This is a genomic window from Alteromonas sp. ABH4_452 (assembly GCF_056311825.1).
The window spans coordinates 2,360,214-2,376,936 of the sequence record NZ_CM149973.1; the positions used below are offsets into that span (position 1 = coordinate 2,360,214).

Consider the following 16,723-nt stretch of genomic DNA (forward strand, 5'->3'; position numbering starts at 1 on the left):
TGTTTTATTCCGTTTCGACACGTGTCATCAATATGCACTTCCCAATATACGCACAAGCGCCCATATCTATCATTTTTTTAGGTAATATTTGTCTATTCACGAAATTAAACAGTGGATACAAAGCAACTAGCACAATGATTTAACAAAAGTAGCTAGTCGAGCCAGTCCCTCATTCAAGCGCTCTATACTGGTAGCGAAAGAAAGTCTTACATAATGTTCAGCATTGTGCTCGCCAAAATCATTGCCTGGTGTCAGCGCCACATGATACTGCTCGAGCAGAGCATCACAGAATTCGATAGCACTTAAGCCTGTATGTTTGATATTGATGTAAGCGTAAAACGCGCCGTCGGGTTGAGCATCCAAACTGAGCCCCATATTCTGAAGTGCATCAAAAACAAGCGATGCACGCTCTGCCAGCGTATTGCGGTTTTGCTCACACTGCGCCAACGCTTCAGGCGTAAAGCACGCAAGTGCGGCTTTTTGAGAAAGGGTAGAGGGGCAAATAAACAAATTCTGCGCGAGCTTTTCGACTATTGGGGTCATAGACTCAGGCACTACGCACCAGCCAAGACGCCAACCCGTCATACCAAAGTATTTTGAAAAGCTGTTTATAACTACCACAGTGTCCTGCAGTTCTGCGTTGGCAAGTACAGTTTGGAGTGTTGCGCCTTTGCTCTCATTTGATTGAAACGCGCCAGCATCCACTTGAACATCCAATGAAAGTGCTAGGTCTAAATAAATTTCATCAACAATTAAAAAGCCACCCTTGGCTTTGCAGTATTGTCCAATCTTATACAGCTCGTCTATATCTATCGCCGTGCCTGTAGGGTTGGCAGGTGTGGCGATAAGCACGCCTTTCGTATTGTGTTTCCAATTATCGGCAACACTTTCGGCGGTTAGCTGAAAGTTATCCTCACTACGTGTTGGTACTAGCGTTACTTCTGCGCCAAACGCGTTTAAAAATCGTCGATTGCACGGGTAAGATGGGTCGCCCAATATCACGTTATCGCCAGGCTCTACTAAAGCGGCGCTTGCCAAAAGTAGCGCGCCTGAAGCACCAGCGGTAACTACGACTCGTGATGGGCTTACCTGTATGCCGTGTTTAGTTTCATAAAAGCTAGCGATTGATTGACGTAGTTCTGGAATACCCAATGCAGAAGTATAGGGAAAATCAGGGGTGTCCAAGCTTTCTTTCATTGCCGCAAGTACGGGCGCGGGGGCGCCGAAATCAGGCTCGCCTAGATTAAGCCTAATAACATCTTTACCTTGCAGTTCCAGTGCAGTGGCTTTTTCGCCATAGGCCATGGCAAGAAACGGAGAAATAGCGGTAGCGCGAGAGGCAAACTTCAAAATAAAACCCTTATTAGTTGTGCCAGTTCAAACATTACTGCAATTAGGGATTAATCTCGCCTGTGATTCAAGTAAATTCTAGAAAAGAGCAGGAGAGGCTCCCTATAAACATCATCACTAGCTCGCGTAACTACCGTTCATATTAAATGTCGGCCTTAAATAAAGTCGGTATTTGAAACAACAGCTACGCGTACTAAACGAATGTCTATTTACTGTTTATCAAAGCCTGATAAAGCTCATCTTTCAACTCGGCGCGGTCGTGTTTTAGCTGGTGTAGCGTTTCATCGCTAGCGGGTGATCCAAGCTCTTCAAGGTTTCTAATTTCATCATCTAAACTGTGATAGCGTTTTGCCTTTTCGGCAAAGTCAGTACTATTCGCATTTAAACGGTTAATCGTATCTTCGTGCTCTGGAAAGTCGCACAGTAGTGAGTGGTTTTCGCCTAACATTATTGTTCTCCTGATTGTCTTGTTTCATAACAGCAAAGCTAGATTATCAGTACTTTTATCAAGATATAATGCACTGAATACCGCAATCAGTTTCAATAAATTATTGATAATGGCAGTCAATGTTAGAGTCGAGCAAGTAGTAGCGTTAAAACGACGAATTACCATGGGCAAAATCTCTTACATAGGGTAGGCTAGAAATTCACAATAATAAGGACTAACTGCATGCTGCAATTGAACATTTTTCACAAAGCCGCGCGACAGGTGAGGGCATCGGGTAAATCAGCCATTGCGTTTACGGTATTGTTTGTCGTGTCTGCATCTTCAGCTTGGGCAGCGTTACCAAGCATTGGTGAATTCACCAGCGATATGACTAAAAAGGACGGGTTGATCCCCGTTTACTATGACGATGAAAGCGACAAGGTTTACTTGGCCGTGCCTACAATCGATGCCGAATATTTGTTCCAAAGCAGCTTGCCGTATGGTGTAGGTTCAAACGATATTGGCCTTGATCGCGGACAACTTGGCGATACGCGTTTGGTCAGCTTTGAAAAATTTGGTAACAAGGTTTTATTAAAGCAGCACAATACCAAATACCGCGCAACCCACGGCAGCGACGCCGAAAAGCAGAGTATTGATGAAGCTTTCGCAGATTCGGTCATTGCTGGTTTTACGTTGGTAGCTAAAAGCGATAACACTAGCCTTATCGACTATACGCCTTTTCTGTTAAGTGATATTCACGGTATCGGCAACCGTATGGCACGCACCAAGCAAGGTAGCTTCAGCGTAGATAAAATGCGAAGTGGCGTGTACTTACCAAAAACCAAAGGCTTTGAAAAGAATACTGAATTAGAGGCTCTAGTCACTTTTGCTGGTAAAAAGCCCGGCGAATACGTGCAGCAAGTTACGCCAGATCCAGAAAGCTTGACGGTGCATTTGCATCACTCGTTTGTGGCACTGCCTGACGACAACTACACGCCCAGAGAATACCACCCATACTCAGGCTACTGGAAATTCAGTTATTTTGACTATTCCACGCCTATTAGTGAACCTACTGAACAGCGATTTATTACCCGCCACCGTTTAAACAAGAAAACCCCGCATGCGGCGAAGAGCGAAGCTGTTGAGCCTATTGTGTACTACCTTGACCCTGGTATCCCCGAGCCAGTAATGACAGCGCTTAAAGAAGGTGCGAGCTGGTGGAATCAAGCCTATGAAGCTGCAGGCTACAAGGACGCGTTTCAGGTAAAAGTACTGCCTGAAGGTGCAGACCCCATGGACGTGCGCTACAACGTCATTAACTGGGTGCACCGCGCAACGCGCGGTTGGTCATACGGTTCGTCGGTTGTCGACCCACGTACAGGTGAAATTATTAAAGGTCACGTTACACTTGGTTCGCTGCGTGTAAGACAAGATTATCTAATCGCCCTTGGCCTCACCAGCCCGTTTAAAGAAGGCAACACCGACACTACTGCTCAGCAAGAAATGGCTTTGGATCGCATTAGGCAGCTGTCTGCTCACGAAGTAGGGCATACGTTAGGCATAGCACACAATTTTGCCGCAAGTGAAAACAACCGTGCGTCGGTGATGGATTATCCTCATCCCAAAATTAGCATTAAAAATGGCAAAATTAGCTTAGAAGGTGCCTATGAGAAAGGTATAGGCGCATGGGATATACACGCCGTAGCGTATGGTTACCAAGACTTTGCCAGCGACGTAGAAGAAGCCGAAGCTTTGGCAAAAATTATCGTAAAAGGTCGCAACGAGGGCTTAAGCTTTAAATCAGACCCAGATACCCGCAGCAGTCGCCATGCATCGGCAAACGGCCATATGTGGGAAAACGGCAGCAACCCGCTGGATGCCTTCGATGAAATTTCACAAGTGCGCGAACAGGCACTAGCCAATTTAGGTTTGGACACCTTAAGCCCAAACAGTAGTTTATCGTCTCTTGAAAATGCTTTAGTACCTATTTACTTGCTACATCGCTATCAGCTAGAAGCTGTAGCAAAGCAAGTGGGCGGCTTGGTGTATGAATATGAACGTAAAGGTGACTATACCCAAGCGCAGGGCCAGCAGTTTGTAGCACCCGCGGTGCAGCAACGCGCAATGCAGCAGTTGATTACCGCCACTACTGCCGATTACTTAACTATTCCTGAGTCGGTCCTCGCGCTCATTCCACCCACAGCATACGGTGACGACATTACTCGCGAGCACTTTAAGGGCAAAATGGGCTTAATGTTAGACCCTGTTTCTGCCGCTGCTTCGGCATCCAACTTTGCTTTTGAGTTGTTATTACACCCGGAACGCTTAAACCGCCTAGAGTGGCAAACAAGAAGCACTAACGATAGACGCAAAAAAGTGGGCGTTTCAATGCTAGTGAAGCAAATACTTAGCGTACATTGGTATAAAAACAAGTCGCAAAGCCCGCTAGCCAAGCGCTTACAGTTAGTGGCGTTAAATGCAGTGATGAAAGCAGTAACTAACGACAAGCTAGCACCCGAAGTAAGATTGGAAGCTGAACTCGCCTTGCTTGAATTTAGCGAATGGTTAGACGATGAAGCAGACAACAATCAGTATGAAATACTGAAAGAGCAGTTTGATACCTATTGGGCGAGTAAGGCATGGCCAAGTAGCTTTGAGGTAGAGCCACTGCCGCCAGGATCGCCGATTTAAGGAAGCTGATAATTAATGTTAGGGACAACGCGTTTAGAGCAAAACCATAGCCCGAGTAATAAGCAAGTGCCGCAAGGAACCTTTGCGGCCTTGATCACTCCTTTACTCGCTGTACTACTTCTAATAATAGTTCCATTAGCAGAAAGTCTGTATGGCGGTGTGCTGTGGGACTTGAACTACCATTCCCCCAGGTTCATGTCACAGGTCGGCGACGCGTTAGCCTTAGTTAAACTTATAGCGCTTTGTGCAGGTGTTTACCTGCTCTTTACGCAGCACGGTACATTGAGATATCTTGTTAAAAGTAAATGGTTAATTGTTGCTTTGAGCAGTGTTTTAGCAATAGTGGCACTCATTCAGATTGCGATAGGTCTATTAGGTGTTCTGATTGATGCAACACTAGGAGCTAACCGAGACTACTTTCATAAAGAATTTGCAATAGAAAATAACACTATTTACGTGTTTACCGCAGATCCAGGTGCAATGGGTACGGCCTACCATTATTTCTATTTAAAATGCCCACTACCTTTAAACCGCTATGAATTAAAGTTTATTGAAAAAACAAATTGGGTACGGGAGCTAGAGCTTAAAGCTTCTGATAATGGTTTTGACGTATTTAATCAGCGTGGTGAGTTTAAATTTCGAGTTAGTCTTAGTGAAGTAGGGTGTGGTTAGTTACCTTGAAAATAGGGTAACTGTCAGATCAAGTCTGAGCTGGTACGATTTAGTGAGTAGTTTGTTTCTCTACTTGATTTGGCACTTTCGTCACAATACTTGGTCCTTCCTGTGTGTTTCAATCAGATAGATGCATAACGTATTTCATTTGTTGATGAAGCACCCTAATGACGAAAATGCCGTCATCGACTTTTTTATAGAAGACCATGTGCCTATGAACGGGGAATTGTAAGTAATTCTTTCTAATGTCCTCCGCTGAAGTACCTACATTCGGGGTTTCCGCCAGAACAACTAGAGCTTCATGTAGGGCAACAAGATAGGCTTCAGCTTGAGTTACGCCGTGAACATTGGCTGAATAATCGTAAATGCGGGAGATATCTTCCTCTGCTTTGTTAGAGAGGATGTATTCGTTCATTCAGAGGCTCGAGCTTTCTTAGCTTGAATAATATCCAAAACATTCTTGTCACTTTTCCCACTCAACTCACCTTCTATGAGGACTAAGCTAATTGCCTCACGCTCACTCTGATTGCGACGTACTAGATCGCGAATATAATCACTAGCATTAGCAAATTTGCCAGTTTTTACTTGCTCATCAATCCACGTACGCATTTCGTCAGGAAGTGACACGTTTAAAGTTGCCATTGTCTATTTCCGAATGTTCACCATTCAGAAATTATGGCAAATATTGACAAAGATTGCCAATGGGGCAGTGAGGGTTTGGTTTAACCGGTGTCCCCGAAGCACTTCGCTAAACGACCTATTTGGCGTCGCTCGAAACACTGCGCTTTATAAAAATTCGTCCTTTTGCTTTGCAAACAGAAGTCCTACGAGTCCATGGGCACCTTAAGGTACAACGCCGCCGTTCAATACAATAAATTGAACGGCAGGGCGCACTTTGAAGAATAAGTTCGTAATTTGCGAGAGACTATCTACGTACCCTAATCAACCATGTTGTAATAAAGTTTTACTCCATCAACTGGCGTATAAAAACCTACAACTCCTTATAATTCGTAAACACCTTGTACAGCTGCGTACCACTCAATACCGAAGCCGAAGGAAAGTGCAAAATAGGGATCAAATCGCAAGGCGCTTCTAGCGTTCTGCTGCCATTGTCGGTGTCGAGATCATCAATATTTAAAATCTGCGCTAGCGGTTCGCCTTTTTTCACCGTTTGGCCTGGTTTCGCCATGTACTCCACCATGCCGCCCCAGTTTGTGAATAACGTTTTATAGTCTTTTAAATATACGCCTAAACGCTGCATTGCTTTCGGTTTAATATCGCATTCGTACAATAAGCCTTTGGCGTTTAGGTAGCTAAGAATGCTGGTGGCATCTATGTTACCTTCGTTAAAGTCGATAACTTCTTGGCTACCCATTTCTAGCGTGAATGCCTCTACATTAAAGCTAATCTCGCGCTCTAAATTACTCTTTATGCTTTCTTGCAGTGTCCACCACGGGCAGAATGTGGCTTCGTCGAGTGCTCCTGCAAATACGTTAGGTATAAAAATACAGTGGGGGATGTTAAATAGCTTGGCGCTGTCTTTGGCATATTCGGGAATATAAACGTGACGGGTAGACACCGGGCCGTTATGAAGGTCTAGTACAAAATCGGCATTTACTGCCATTTGCTGTAGCTTTAAGTTTAGCTGCTGCGCCAAGCCTAACCCCCAGGGTTCGGCTAATTTGTTGTCGATAGCATTAGAAAGGTGCGCACGAAAACGTTGTTTTATGCCTTCAATAGACTCTTCGCGTGTAACGGTTTTGGCGAAATGCTCTACTGCTTCTTTATCGAAGAAATAGCCGCGGTTCCAGTTTGTGCCGTTCACAGGGTCAAACCGGCCTAATGTGTACTCACCGGCTTTAATGTTAGTACCAATGGGATTACAGTTGGGTACTAAGATAATTTCGCCGCAAATATCCATGTTTTTCAAGCGCTGAATAAGATGATAGATAACTACATTACCTTGCACTTCAGCACCGTGAATTGAGCTTTGAATATAAACGGTGGGGCCAGGGCGCGCGCCCTTCATTCGATAAATTGGCACATTCATGTTACGGCCAGACGCGTTTTGCGCCACTACCATGTGTTTTTTTACTACTTGGGTTGTCATTTAAATCAACCTATTTTCTGTCTATTTTTCTAACGAAAACGCGGCAATCATATCGATAAGCGTATTTGCAAGGGCCCAAGCGTTTTCAGACGATTGCTCAAAATACATAAATCGTAACATTTTGATGATTGTTCAGTGAAACTATTTCCAAATAGCGCCGTCTCAAAAACTATCTATTTTCAGAATGAAACTGTAATGAAACTAACAAAAATAATTCCCTTAACTTTACTGCTGGTTATGGCTTCTGGGTGTACGTCGAAACAGTTGTATAACGCAGCGCAACAAAACCGGTTACAAAACTGCAATGAATTGCAGGGAGCGCAACGAGATGAGTGCGAGGCACGGTATCAAAAAGATTATGAAACGTACGAACGTGAACGCCAAGAAGTCTTAAACGATAAAAAGTGATTTTGCGAATGTTAAAGGGCAGGTCTCTATACCGAAATGGTTAGCAACGATTACGTTTAATAGTTACCTGCCATCTTAAATTTTATGGTTGGTTTAATTGCATTCAGCAAGCACAAAGCTCGCAGTCCACGCCTTTTGGTAGCTTCCAATTTCGCCATTCATGCGAAAGCGCATCAAAGGTCATTAACGTGTTTTTTGGGATATTATCGAAATCCATCAATACTTGCATAGCTAGCATGGCTTGGTAAGTACCAACAATATTTACTACAGGCGAGAATATACCTGCCTCTACACAGCTTAAATCAGGCGATTCAAAAAGCGTCCGCAAGCATGCATAGCAACGGCTCTCACCGGGTATAGCTACAAAAAGCTGGCCTTCAAAGCGAATGGCTGCGCCCGACACCAGTGGAGTATTTAGTTTAAAACACAATAGGTTTATTAAATCTCGCGAGTCTGTATTGTCCGTGCAATCTAGCACAACGTCAGCACGCTCTATGGCCTGTTTTAACGCTGGTGACAGCTGAGTAGTGCCCTTAGTTCTGCCGGGCGCCGCAAACGGTTCTGCCATTATCGTAATGTCGCAGTCGCTGTTTATTGCATTAAGCCGCGCTTTAGCCGCCTCTACTTTACTTGTGCCTACATCTTGTTCGCTAAACAAGGTTTGCCTTGGCAGGTTGGTGGCCTCAACTGTGTCGTGATCGATAAGCGTAAGAGAGCCCAAGCCACTGGCGCAAAGGATAGTGGCGGCCGCGGTGCCAAGCCCCCCAATACCAATAATACAAATATTGGCGTTTAGCAGCGCTTCTTGACCGTCTAGGTCCACTTTGGGAAGCACAATGTGGCGGTTATAACGCATAGCCTGCTGATTAGTTAGGCTTTTAGACATAGTTTATGCCAACTTAGTTGTTGAATTCATGGCATGCACCCTTATAAAGTGATTACCAAATAGTATTTTGGCGGGTACTTTATCAAAAACCGCCAAAATGTCGCATATCAAATTAGGATTTCATATGTCAGCTGTCAGCCAACCCCTTAATATTGCCGTACTCACTATTTCAGATACGCGCACCCTCGAAAACGACAAGTCGGGAGACTACTTGAAAGAGGCGCTTACCTCGGTTGGCCATAACCTTTACGATCGCGATTTGGTGAAAGACGATATTTATCAGCAGCGCGCCGTGGTGTCGAAATGGATTGCCGACAAGAACATTCACGCGGTATTAATTACCGGTGGTACAGGTTTTACCCACCGTGACTCAACGCCAGAGGCCATCAGTGTATTGTTCGACAAAGAAGTCGACGGCTTTGGCGAGTTATTCCGTCAAATTAGCTATGAAGAGATTGGTACATCAACCATTCAGTCTCGCGCGGTTGCGGGCTTTGCTAATAATACGGTTATTTTCTGCTTACCAGGCTCAACAGGCGCGTGTCGTACTGCGTGGGAAAAAATTATTTCTAGCCAGCTTGATGCAGACTTCAGACCGTGTAACTTCGTAAAGCATTTGGTGGAAGCATGAGTACGTTTAGCCATCTAAATGCTGGCGGCGAAGCCAATATGGTAGATGTTAGCGACAAAGATGTTACCAAGCGAGAAGCCACAGCAGAAGGCTTCTTGTACGTAAGCGAAGACGTTATTCGCCAAATTTCTGAAGCAAAAATTGCAAAAGGGGATGTCTTCGCCGTTGCCCGAGTAGCTGGTATCCAAGGGGCGAAACGCTGCGCCGATCTTATTCCTCTTTGTCACCCATTGGCACTGTCAAAGGTTGATATAAACTTCGACATTCAGGCCGACCAAAACAGAATTAAAGCCACCTGCTATTGTAAGCTAAGCGGTAAAACCGGCGTTGAAATGGAAGCGCTCACTGGTGTAAATGTGGCGCTGTTAACCTTGTTTGATATGTGCAAAGCCATCGACCCTGGCATGCATATGGAAGGGGTACGGGTACTGGAGAAAAAAGGCGGTAAGACAGGCCATTGGCAGTCCGACACCTAGTTCACACAAAGTAGCGATCTTTAAAGCAACGTACATAAAGTGCATGCCCGCCTAATGAGTAACCTACTCTAGGTTCAATGCATTTCCGAGGCTTGAAAAGATTAATCAGCGAGCGCACAAAGCGACGTTAACAAAGTAAATAACAGGCAAAGCATGCAGGTAACGGTAAAAACATTCGCACAAACCCGAGAGATTACGGGAGAGGACAATATCGCGCTTAATTTAAGTGATAACAGCACGATTGAAGCCGTAATATCTCAGCTTAAGACGCGCAGTGACAAGTGGGCATTAGCACTAGAGGGCAGTGTACTAACTGCCTGCAACCAAGAGCTCTGCGACCTGCAAACCGTACTTAGCGACGGCGATGAGCTGGCGCTGTTTCCACCTGTGACAGGGGGCTAGGTATGTTTGCACTAGTTCAAGTAGAAGATTTCGACCAAGGCGAGCTTTACGCTAGGTTAAAACAGTCGGCAGACGAAAAGGCGTGCGGCAATACAGGCGCGATTGTTACTTTTACTGGGTTAGTGCGGGATTATAATAATTCTGGCGACATAGACGGCATCGAATTAGAGCATTATCCCGGTATGACCGAAAAGGCATTAATGCTGCTACTTGAGCAAGCAGTAGAGCGTTTTGAGCTTAATAGCGCTGGCGCACTGCATAGAGTAGGGCGCATATACAATAACGAACAAATTGTATGGGTGGGTGCCGCAGCTCCCCATCGACAAGCCGCATTTGACGCGGCCAGCTATTTGATGGACATGCTCAAGCAATCTGTTCCCCTTTGGAAGAAAGAGTTCAAGGGTGATAAATCTAAATGGGTTGCGGCAAAAGCATCTGATGATAAAGCCGCACTTAAGTGGATGCATAAAAAGTAATGGTTTTTTATTTAGCAATGCGACTTTCAAGCTTGGTTAGCTTGGCCATGCTTTTTTTGGTAAGTGTTATTGCGAGCGCAAGTGCAAGCCCAAGTGTAGCCACAGGCGTTACGACTTTTTCCAGTTCTGTGGCACAGGCGAGCAGTTTTGAAGCGGCGAATAATACTGTAAATGAAGGGAGTACTATTAGTGCCGATAAACAAAACCAGTCGATCAATTTCAAGCGCGACAAAAAAATTAACGTAGCCGTTGCAGCAAACTTTGCTAAACCACTAAAGAGTATTGCCGAGCAGTTTACCGAACTTACCGGTATAGAAGTCGCGGTAACCGTATCTTCTAGCGGAACGTTGTATGCGCAAATTCAACATGGTGCTAGCTTCGACGTTTTTCTATCTGCAGATCGCGCTAGGCCGCAAGCTTTGGTTAATAATGATTTAGTGCATCACAGTAATCTGGTGGATTACGCTAAAGGCAAGCTGGCGTTTGTCTATGCTGGCGACTTATCAAGTCAGGCATTCAGTGAAATATCTAGTAAGACATCCGGTGAAAGGAATTGCGAGCAAATCGCGCGCTCATCTACTAAAGACTCAACTGCACAAATAAACGTTCAGCTTACCGATTGCTTGTCGAAGCAGCTTGTTCAATTAATGGAAAGCCCACAAAACAAGATAGCTATCGCGAACCCTAAATTGGCGCCCTATGGTGAAGCAGCACAGCAAACGTTGCAAAGCTTATCCTTATGGCAACAGTTTTTACCCCACAGAGTAATGGGTAAAAACGTGCTACAAACCCTGCAGTTTTATACCACAGGCAGCGTGAAAGGGGCGTTCGTTGCCTACTCATTAGCTTTAGATTTACCTTCAAATTTCGCAACTACCAGTAACACCAAGGTTGCTGATACCACCACGGTTATCGTTCCAGTACCAGAAACCTTGTATCAACCCATTGTTCAGTCGTTGGTGGTTAACAGTAAAACGGTAGCTACACTATCACCGAATCTGTTCGAACCACTTCCAATTAAAAATGCGAAAGGGCAAGTTGACGAGCCTGCTCACAAAAACGACGTAGAGACAACCAGAGCATTTAATTTAGTTGACGCTGATGGCGTGTCATCACCCAGCCTGTTCGTACAATATTTAATGTCGCAAGGGGTGCAGCACAGCTTAATTGAATGGGGCTATGAACCCATCATTGCATCGGGCGTTGGTAAATAAGTATGTTCACAGAATTTTTCGGAGCATCGTCACTAGAGGCCATACTACTAACCCTGAAACTGGCCTTTATCACGAGTGGTTTGCTGTTGTTAATCGCACTTCCGCTGGCGTGGTTTTTAGCAAACTGGCAGAGCAAAGCTAAGCCCTTGGTTATGTCTGTGCTTGCATTGCCTTTAGTGTTACCACCAACTGTGCTGGGGTTCTATCTCCTTATTGCTTTTTCGCCGCAAAGTGCATTGGGGCAGGGATGGCAAAGCCTCACCGGGAGCAATTTAGCATTTAGCTTCGAAGGTTTAGTATTGGGCTCTGTCATCTACTCCCTTCCATTTGCTCTACAGCCTTTATATAGCGGCTTTTCACAATTGGATAACCGTTATTTAGATGTGGCAAAAACGCTGGGTTTTTCGGCCACCGAAGCTTTTTTGAAAATTGTGCTGCCTTTAAGCAAAGCGCCCATTGTGGTGGCATTAGGCTTAAGCTTTGCCCATACCATAGGCGAGTTTGGCGTGGTGCTAATGATAGGCGGCAATATCCCTGGGGAAACTCAGGTGCTGTCTATCGCGTTATATGAACAGGTAGAAGCGTTGGAATATAACAGCGCACACAACCTTGCGTTGGCCCTTCTGATATTCTCATTCGTGATGCTCGCGGCGCTCTATCGTTTTAACGGTATCACCCGAAGTGATGAGGCGCGTTAATATGCAAATATCAGCACGACTTTCTAATCGCATCAACGCAAAAATCTCATTGCAGCATCAAAGCCGCTTCATTGGGGTTACTGGTCCATCAGGTGCAGGAAAAAGCAGCTTGTTTCGCGCCCTAGCTGGCGTAGAAAAAAACGCAACAGTTCAAACACCGTGGGCTCATAAAAAAGTCGGTATCGTATTTCAGCAGCCCATGTTATTTCCCCATACCGATGTTCGTGGCAACTTGGCCTTAGCACAGCGCCACGCAACCTCGACTGCGCTGTCTATTGAGAAGAGCATGCTCGGATGCTATTGCGAGCATTTAATCGATAAGCCAGTTCAGGCGCTTTCTGGTGGAGAAGCTCAGCGGGTAGCGATCGCGAGAGCCTTGGTAAATGGCCCTGATGTGTTATTGCTAGATGAATCATTAAGTGCAATCGATATTTTTACCCGCCGTAAAATTTATCAATTTTTAAATAATCTATGTATGACAGGGCAGCTTACCTGCTTTGTTATTTCTCACGATTTAGACGACCTTGCCTTGTTCAGTGACGAACTAATTTATATTGATAAAGGCCGCACCGAGCTTTGTGGAAAAACGCGCGATGTGTTGACTCAAGTATTCGAAAAAGAAGGGGGGGGAACGCCGTCTAGCGTACTTGAAGGGGTTAAAGTTACTTCGCAATGCGAAGCACACGACAGCAACCGGTCACAAAACGCCGTTGTCAGCTATAAACAGGGCAGCGAAACGCAACAAAGTCAAAGTGTTTTGCCCTTACAAGGCAATGAGCAGTGCCAGTCGGAAAACGGAATTGAGCGCGTTAAGGTAGCGGGGCAAGAGATATTCGTCACTGCAGAATCGGTCTCCTATTTGCCTAAGCAAAGCGGTGACCAAGTATCTGTTCGTTTTGCAGTTAAAGCTTGTGATGTAAGTATCGATACCAATACTGCTGACTTTGGCAATACCAGCACAATCAGTATTTTAAATGCGTTGCCATGTGTTATATCTAGCATCGAACCCGTGGTGAATCCACTCAGTCCCCTGAACGAGCCAGAAAATAACGCCGATACAAAACTCACAGATACAAAGCTAACCCCTAAAAAGCTAGCGACCGTAAACAGCGCGAAAATGTTGTTAAAACTTGATGTACTCAACAGTAACCAAACCCTTTATGCCAGTATTAGCTGTATCTCTTTATCGCGTCTTAAGCTTGATGTTGGGATGCAAGTAATTGCGCGTTTCAAATTACCTTAATTTTAGATGGCCTTGGAGTAGCTACTCAGCGTTTCGCTTCTATTCAAGTAGGCGTCGAATCGCGCACAAATTGCACGTATATAAATTCGCGCCGACTCTGGCACTCGAATATACTCGGATGTAATTTCAATAAGCCCATCTTGCTTCATCTCTGCAAGATTATCTAAAGCTGAAGCAAAATATTCATCGAATTTGATGTGGTGTTTGCTTTCAATAGCTTGTTTAACAACCACTAGATTGCACATCAGGCTAGAAATTACGTCTCTGCGTATAAGGTCGTCTAAGGTAAGTGAAAGTCCAACCTTTGAGCAGGGTAGGTAATTGTCTAATCGACTATAGTATTCCTTTAGATCTTTAGCATTCTGAGCGTATGCATTACCTATGGTGCTAATGGCTGACACGCCGAACCCTATAAGGTCTGCGTCGCCACGTAAGGTATACCCTTGAAAGTTACGGTGAAGCTCACCTTTATTCTTGGCAATGGCTAAAGAGTCCTTGCTTAGGGCAAAATGGTCAAGGCCAATCATTTCATAACCTATGCTCGTAAAGCTTTTAACGGCAAGGTCGTATAACGACGCTTTTTCTTCACTGCTTGGCAGTGTTTCTTCAGCAAATTTGCGCTGCGCGGCAAACCGTTCAGGCAGGTGTGCGTAGCTAAAAAGCGAGATGCGGTCTGGCATCATGGCTTTCGTAGCGGCAATGGTTGAAGAAAAAGTATCTAGTGATTGGCTTGGTAGACCGTATATTAAATCCAAATTGACTGAGTCAAAACCAAGCGAGCGTGCTTCAAACACTAAGTCGGCAATGTGCGGTGTGCTTTGCACGCGATTAATCGTTTTCTGTACGTTATAGTCGGTGTCTTGCAAGCCAAAGCTGATACGCGTGTAACCTAAACGTTTTAAATTTTGAAGGTAGCATTTATCTATGTTTCTAGGGTCTAATTCAATAGATAGCTCGGCCCCTGCCTCAAACGTGAAATGTTTTTTAAGCAGATACATTAAATAGGTATGTTGAGTATTGCTTAGAAAACTCGGGGAGCCGCCTCCTAAATGGAGTGAAACCACGCGCCTACCTTCTGTTAAATAACGTTTAGACAGAATTTCTTTTTCTAAGTAGTCTAAGTATTCGTCTGCTTTTTCGTTGTGACGGGTTACCATTTTGTTGCAACCGCAGTAATAACATAGTGTTTTGCAAAACGGAATGTGCACGTACAGGCTCACCGCAGGAGCTTTAGAAATTTTTAATGCTTGCGGCAACGGGTCGATTTGCAATGGCTCAAACTTAAGTGCAGTGGGATAAGACGTATAACGAGGAGCATTAAGCGCATACTTGGTAATTGTCGATGCGGCTTTTTGTTGTAAATTGGTAATGTTAGTCATATGTTTGCACTTGTCTTTAGATGAATAGGCGCGAATTGAGCTTCATGGTTTAAGCTTATGTGATTGCTAAGGTATATGATTTGATCTACTTCAAGGTTTTGGCGTTAAACCTAGCTATTGTTTTACTTTCCCCTGTTGTATTGATGCAGGCGCTGTGGGTGCGAAAAAAGACCGCTGTACTGCCAGAACCTGAAGGAGATCGTGTACTAACTTCAGAAGGTTCGTTTTTACCAACCACTAATTTACTGGTGGTGGGTGATTCTGCAGCGGCTGGCGTAGGCGCTTTAACCCAACAGGGCGCGCTAACTGGTTTATTGTATTCTAGCCTCAGTCAAATTGGCCCAGCCCGTGTATCGCTGCATGCCAAAACAGGGTTTAAAAGCGAAGATGTGCTTAGTCTTTTACACAAACTCCCCGCCGAAAACTTCTCGTCTGCGCTTGTTTCTATAGGTGTTAACGATGTCACTAAATTTGTGTCACTAAAGCGATGGCAGCAAAATATTGATGCCATCAGTACACTTTTAACGCACAAATTTGGCTGTAAAAGAATAGTGTTTACTGCGCTTCCTCCTATTCATTGCTTTCCAGCGCTACCGCAGCCTTTGCGCGCACTGTTAGGCTGGCGAGCATTACTTTTAAACCAAGCTTTGGTTAAATCCGTAACAGCATGTTCTAACGCAGAAATATTGTATGTTACCGCGCTCAACGTAGGTGGTACTGTTGCCGATATTCGGCGAAGCGGCTTAATGGCTGAAGATGGGTTTCATCCGTCTTCTAAGGGCTACGAGATTTGGGCGCGCCTGGCTTTAGATAAACTCACGCCCAGTCATCATGCCGATATAAACTATTCAAAAAAGACGTTTTAAAACTGACGGGTAATAATGAAAATAGTTGCTAAATGGGGTTGAAGTTTCTTTTAGTAACCTTATCTAAGCCCCTATAAATTCAAGATTTCAATAAAGCGAGTCCTATCATGGCAGCTAGTGAGAAAGGTACACAAGGTGTACATAAAGTAACGGTTAATATGGTATCTGATGTGGTATGCCCATGGTGTATTGTTGGGTATCAGCGGTTGCAAGAAGCGATTAAAACCCTTGATGACATCGAAGTAGATATCAAGTTTCACCCGTTCGAGCTAAATCCAAACATGCCTGCAGAAGGACAAAACCTTCGCGAACACATTATGGAAAAGTACGGCATTAGCGAGCAGCAAAGTGTGGAGAACCGAGCACGGCTTGTACAAGCTGGTGAAGAGTTAGGTTTTGCATTTAATTTCACTGACGACTCCCGTATGCAGAATACTTTTAAAGCCCATCAGCTTATTCACTTTGCAGCACAAAACGACCTTGAAGAAGAGATGAAGCTCAGCTTGTTTAACGCCTACTTCACTGAGGGTAAAGACGTGAACGATCTTGGTGTTCTAGTAGAACTGGCCGAGGCTGTCGGTCTTAATAAATCTGATGCAGCACAAGTGCTTAAAAGTGAAAAATACGCGCAAGTAGTTCGCGAGGAAGAAACCCTTTGGATGCAGCGCGGTATTCAAAGCGTACCTACTTTTGTCATTGGCAATCAGGGCGTAGCCGGGGCACAAGAGCCAGCAACATTGGCTGCATTTATTGCCCAAGCAGCATCGCAGCAATAAGCAGGTTAAACGTATTTA

At 44.7% G+C, this 16,723-nt stretch carries 18 protein-coding genes; 11 read left to right on the forward strand and 7 right to left on the reverse strand.

Annotated features, from left to right (window positions below):
• Positions 1-126 precede the first annotated feature (126 nt).
• Entirely contained in the window at positions 127-1,350 is a 1,224-nt protein-coding gene (locus tag ACYX4N_RS10035; RefSeq protein WP_476053921.1) for an aminotransferase class I/II-fold pyridoxal phosphate-dependent enzyme, read from the reverse strand.
• Between the two features lie 205 nt (positions 1,351-1,555).
• Entirely contained in the window at positions 1,556-1,798 is a 243-nt protein-coding gene (locus tag ACYX4N_RS10040; RefSeq protein WP_476053922.1) for an HP1242/YdcH family protein, read from the reverse strand.
• 222 nt (positions 1,799-2,020) lie between these two features.
• On the opposite strand from ACYX4N_RS10040, the gene ACYX4N_RS10045 reads away from it, so the two are divergent.
• Positions 2,021-4,468 carry a zinc-dependent metalloprotease gene (locus ACYX4N_RS10045; RefSeq protein WP_476053923.1) on the forward strand — a complete coding sequence of 816 codons (2,448 nt, stop codon included), beginning with the start codon at positions 2,021-2,023 and terminating at the stop codon, positions 4,466-4,468.
• Between the two features lie 15 nt (positions 4,469-4,483).
• Complete coding sequence (locus ACYX4N_RS10050; RefSeq protein ID WP_476053924.1) at positions 4,484-5,140, forward strand: hypothetical protein; 657 nt, start codon at positions 4,484-4,486, stop codon at positions 5,138-5,140.
• A 118-nt stretch (positions 5,141-5,258) separates the two neighbouring features.
• Here the strand turns inward: ACYX4N_RS10050 and ACYX4N_RS10055 are convergent, their stop codons facing one another.
• From ACYX4N_RS10055 to ACYX4N_RS10070, 4 genes are all read right to left on the reverse strand, one after another.
• Complete coding sequence (locus ACYX4N_RS10055; RefSeq protein ID WP_476053925.1) at positions 5,259-5,555, reverse strand: type II toxin-antitoxin system RelE/ParE family toxin; 297 nt, start codon at positions 5,553-5,555, stop codon at positions 5,259-5,261.
• On the reverse strand, positions 5,552-5,782 hold the full coding sequence (locus ACYX4N_RS10060) for a type II toxin-antitoxin system ParD family antitoxin (protein ID WP_476053926.1): 231 nt from the start codon (positions 5,780-5,782) through the stop codon (positions 5,552-5,554). The genes ACYX4N_RS10055 and ACYX4N_RS10060 overlap by 4 nt, the downstream gene beginning before the upstream one ends.
• 349 nt (positions 5,783-6,131) lie before the next feature.
• Positions 6,132-7,250 (reverse strand): peptidase M14, encoded by a 1,119-nt coding sequence (locus ACYX4N_RS10065; RefSeq protein WP_476053927.1) that lies wholly within the window; start codon positions 7,248-7,250, stop codon positions 6,132-6,134.
• Positions 7,251-7,761: 511 nt separating this feature from the next.
• Positions 7,762-8,544 (reverse strand): HesA/MoeB/ThiF family protein, encoded by a 783-nt coding sequence (locus ACYX4N_RS10070; protein WP_476053928.1) that lies wholly within the window; start codon positions 8,542-8,544, stop codon positions 7,762-7,764.
• A 124-nt stretch (positions 8,545-8,668) separates the two neighbouring features.
• Here ACYX4N_RS10070 and moaB point away from each other — a divergent pair, with 124 nt between their 5' ends.
• The 7 genes from moaB (at position 8,669) to ACYX4N_RS10105 (ending at position 13,684) form a co-directional block, all read left to right on the forward strand.
• Positions 8,669-9,175, forward strand: coding sequence for a molybdenum cofactor biosynthesis protein B (gene moaB, locus ACYX4N_RS10075; protein WP_283645963.1), 507 nt, complete (start codon positions 8,669-8,671; stop codon positions 9,173-9,175).
• Positions 9,172-9,651, forward strand: a complete 480-nt coding sequence (gene moaC / locus ACYX4N_RS10080; RefSeq protein ID WP_474856919.1) for a cyclic pyranopterin monophosphate synthase MoaC — start codon at positions 9,172-9,174, stop codon at positions 9,649-9,651. Before moaB ends, moaC begins: the two co-directional genes overlap by 4 nt.
• Before the next feature lie 153 nt (positions 9,652-9,804).
• A complete protein-coding gene (locus tag ACYX4N_RS10085; RefSeq protein WP_269918022.1) occupies positions 9,805-10,053 on the forward strand; it encodes a MoaD/ThiS family protein in 249 nt (82 codons plus the stop codon).
• A 2-nt stretch (positions 10,054-10,055) separates the two neighbouring features.
• The gene (locus tag ACYX4N_RS10090; RefSeq protein ID WP_476053930.1) at positions 10,056-10,529 is read left to right on the forward strand and encodes a molybdenum cofactor biosynthesis protein MoaE; all 474 of its coding nucleotides are present in this window, start codon (positions 10,056-10,058) and stop codon (positions 10,527-10,529) included.
• Positions 10,529-11,743 (forward strand): molybdate ABC transporter substrate-binding protein, encoded by a 1,215-nt coding sequence (gene modA, locus ACYX4N_RS10095; RefSeq protein WP_476053932.1) that lies wholly within the window; start codon positions 10,529-10,531, stop codon positions 11,741-11,743. The genes ACYX4N_RS10090 and modA overlap by 1 nt, the downstream gene beginning before the upstream one ends.
• A 2-nt stretch (positions 11,744-11,745) precedes the next feature.
• A complete protein-coding gene (gene modB, locus ACYX4N_RS10100; RefSeq protein ID WP_476053933.1) occupies positions 11,746-12,441 on the forward strand; it encodes a molybdate ABC transporter permease subunit in 696 nt (231 codons plus the stop codon).
• A 1-nt stretch (position 12,442) separates the two neighbouring features.
• Entirely contained in the window at positions 12,443-13,684 is a 1,242-nt protein-coding gene (locus tag ACYX4N_RS10105) for an ATP-binding cassette domain-containing protein (protein ID WP_476053934.1), read from the forward strand.
• 2 nt (positions 13,685-13,686) lie between these two features.
• On the opposite strand, the gene hemN is transcribed toward ACYX4N_RS10105, so the two are convergent.
• Complete coding sequence (hemN, locus tag ACYX4N_RS10110; RefSeq protein ID WP_476053935.1) at positions 13,687-15,063, reverse strand: oxygen-independent coproporphyrinogen III oxidase; 1,377 nt, start codon at positions 15,061-15,063, stop codon at positions 13,687-13,689.
• 80 nt (positions 15,064-15,143) lie between these two features.
• Here hemN and ACYX4N_RS10115 point away from each other — a divergent pair, with 80 nt between their 5' ends.
• Together ACYX4N_RS10115 and ACYX4N_RS10120 are read left to right on the forward strand one after the other, a co-directional pair.
• A complete protein-coding gene (locus tag ACYX4N_RS10115) occupies positions 15,144-15,929 on the forward strand; it encodes an SGNH/GDSL hydrolase family protein (protein WP_476053936.1) in 786 nt (261 codons plus the stop codon).
• Between the two features lie 107 nt (positions 15,930-16,036).
• Positions 16,037-16,705, forward strand: coding sequence for a DsbA family oxidoreductase (locus ACYX4N_RS10120; RefSeq protein ID WP_476053938.1), 669 nt, complete (start codon positions 16,037-16,039; stop codon positions 16,703-16,705).
• Positions 16,706-16,723 lie beyond the last annotated feature (18 nt).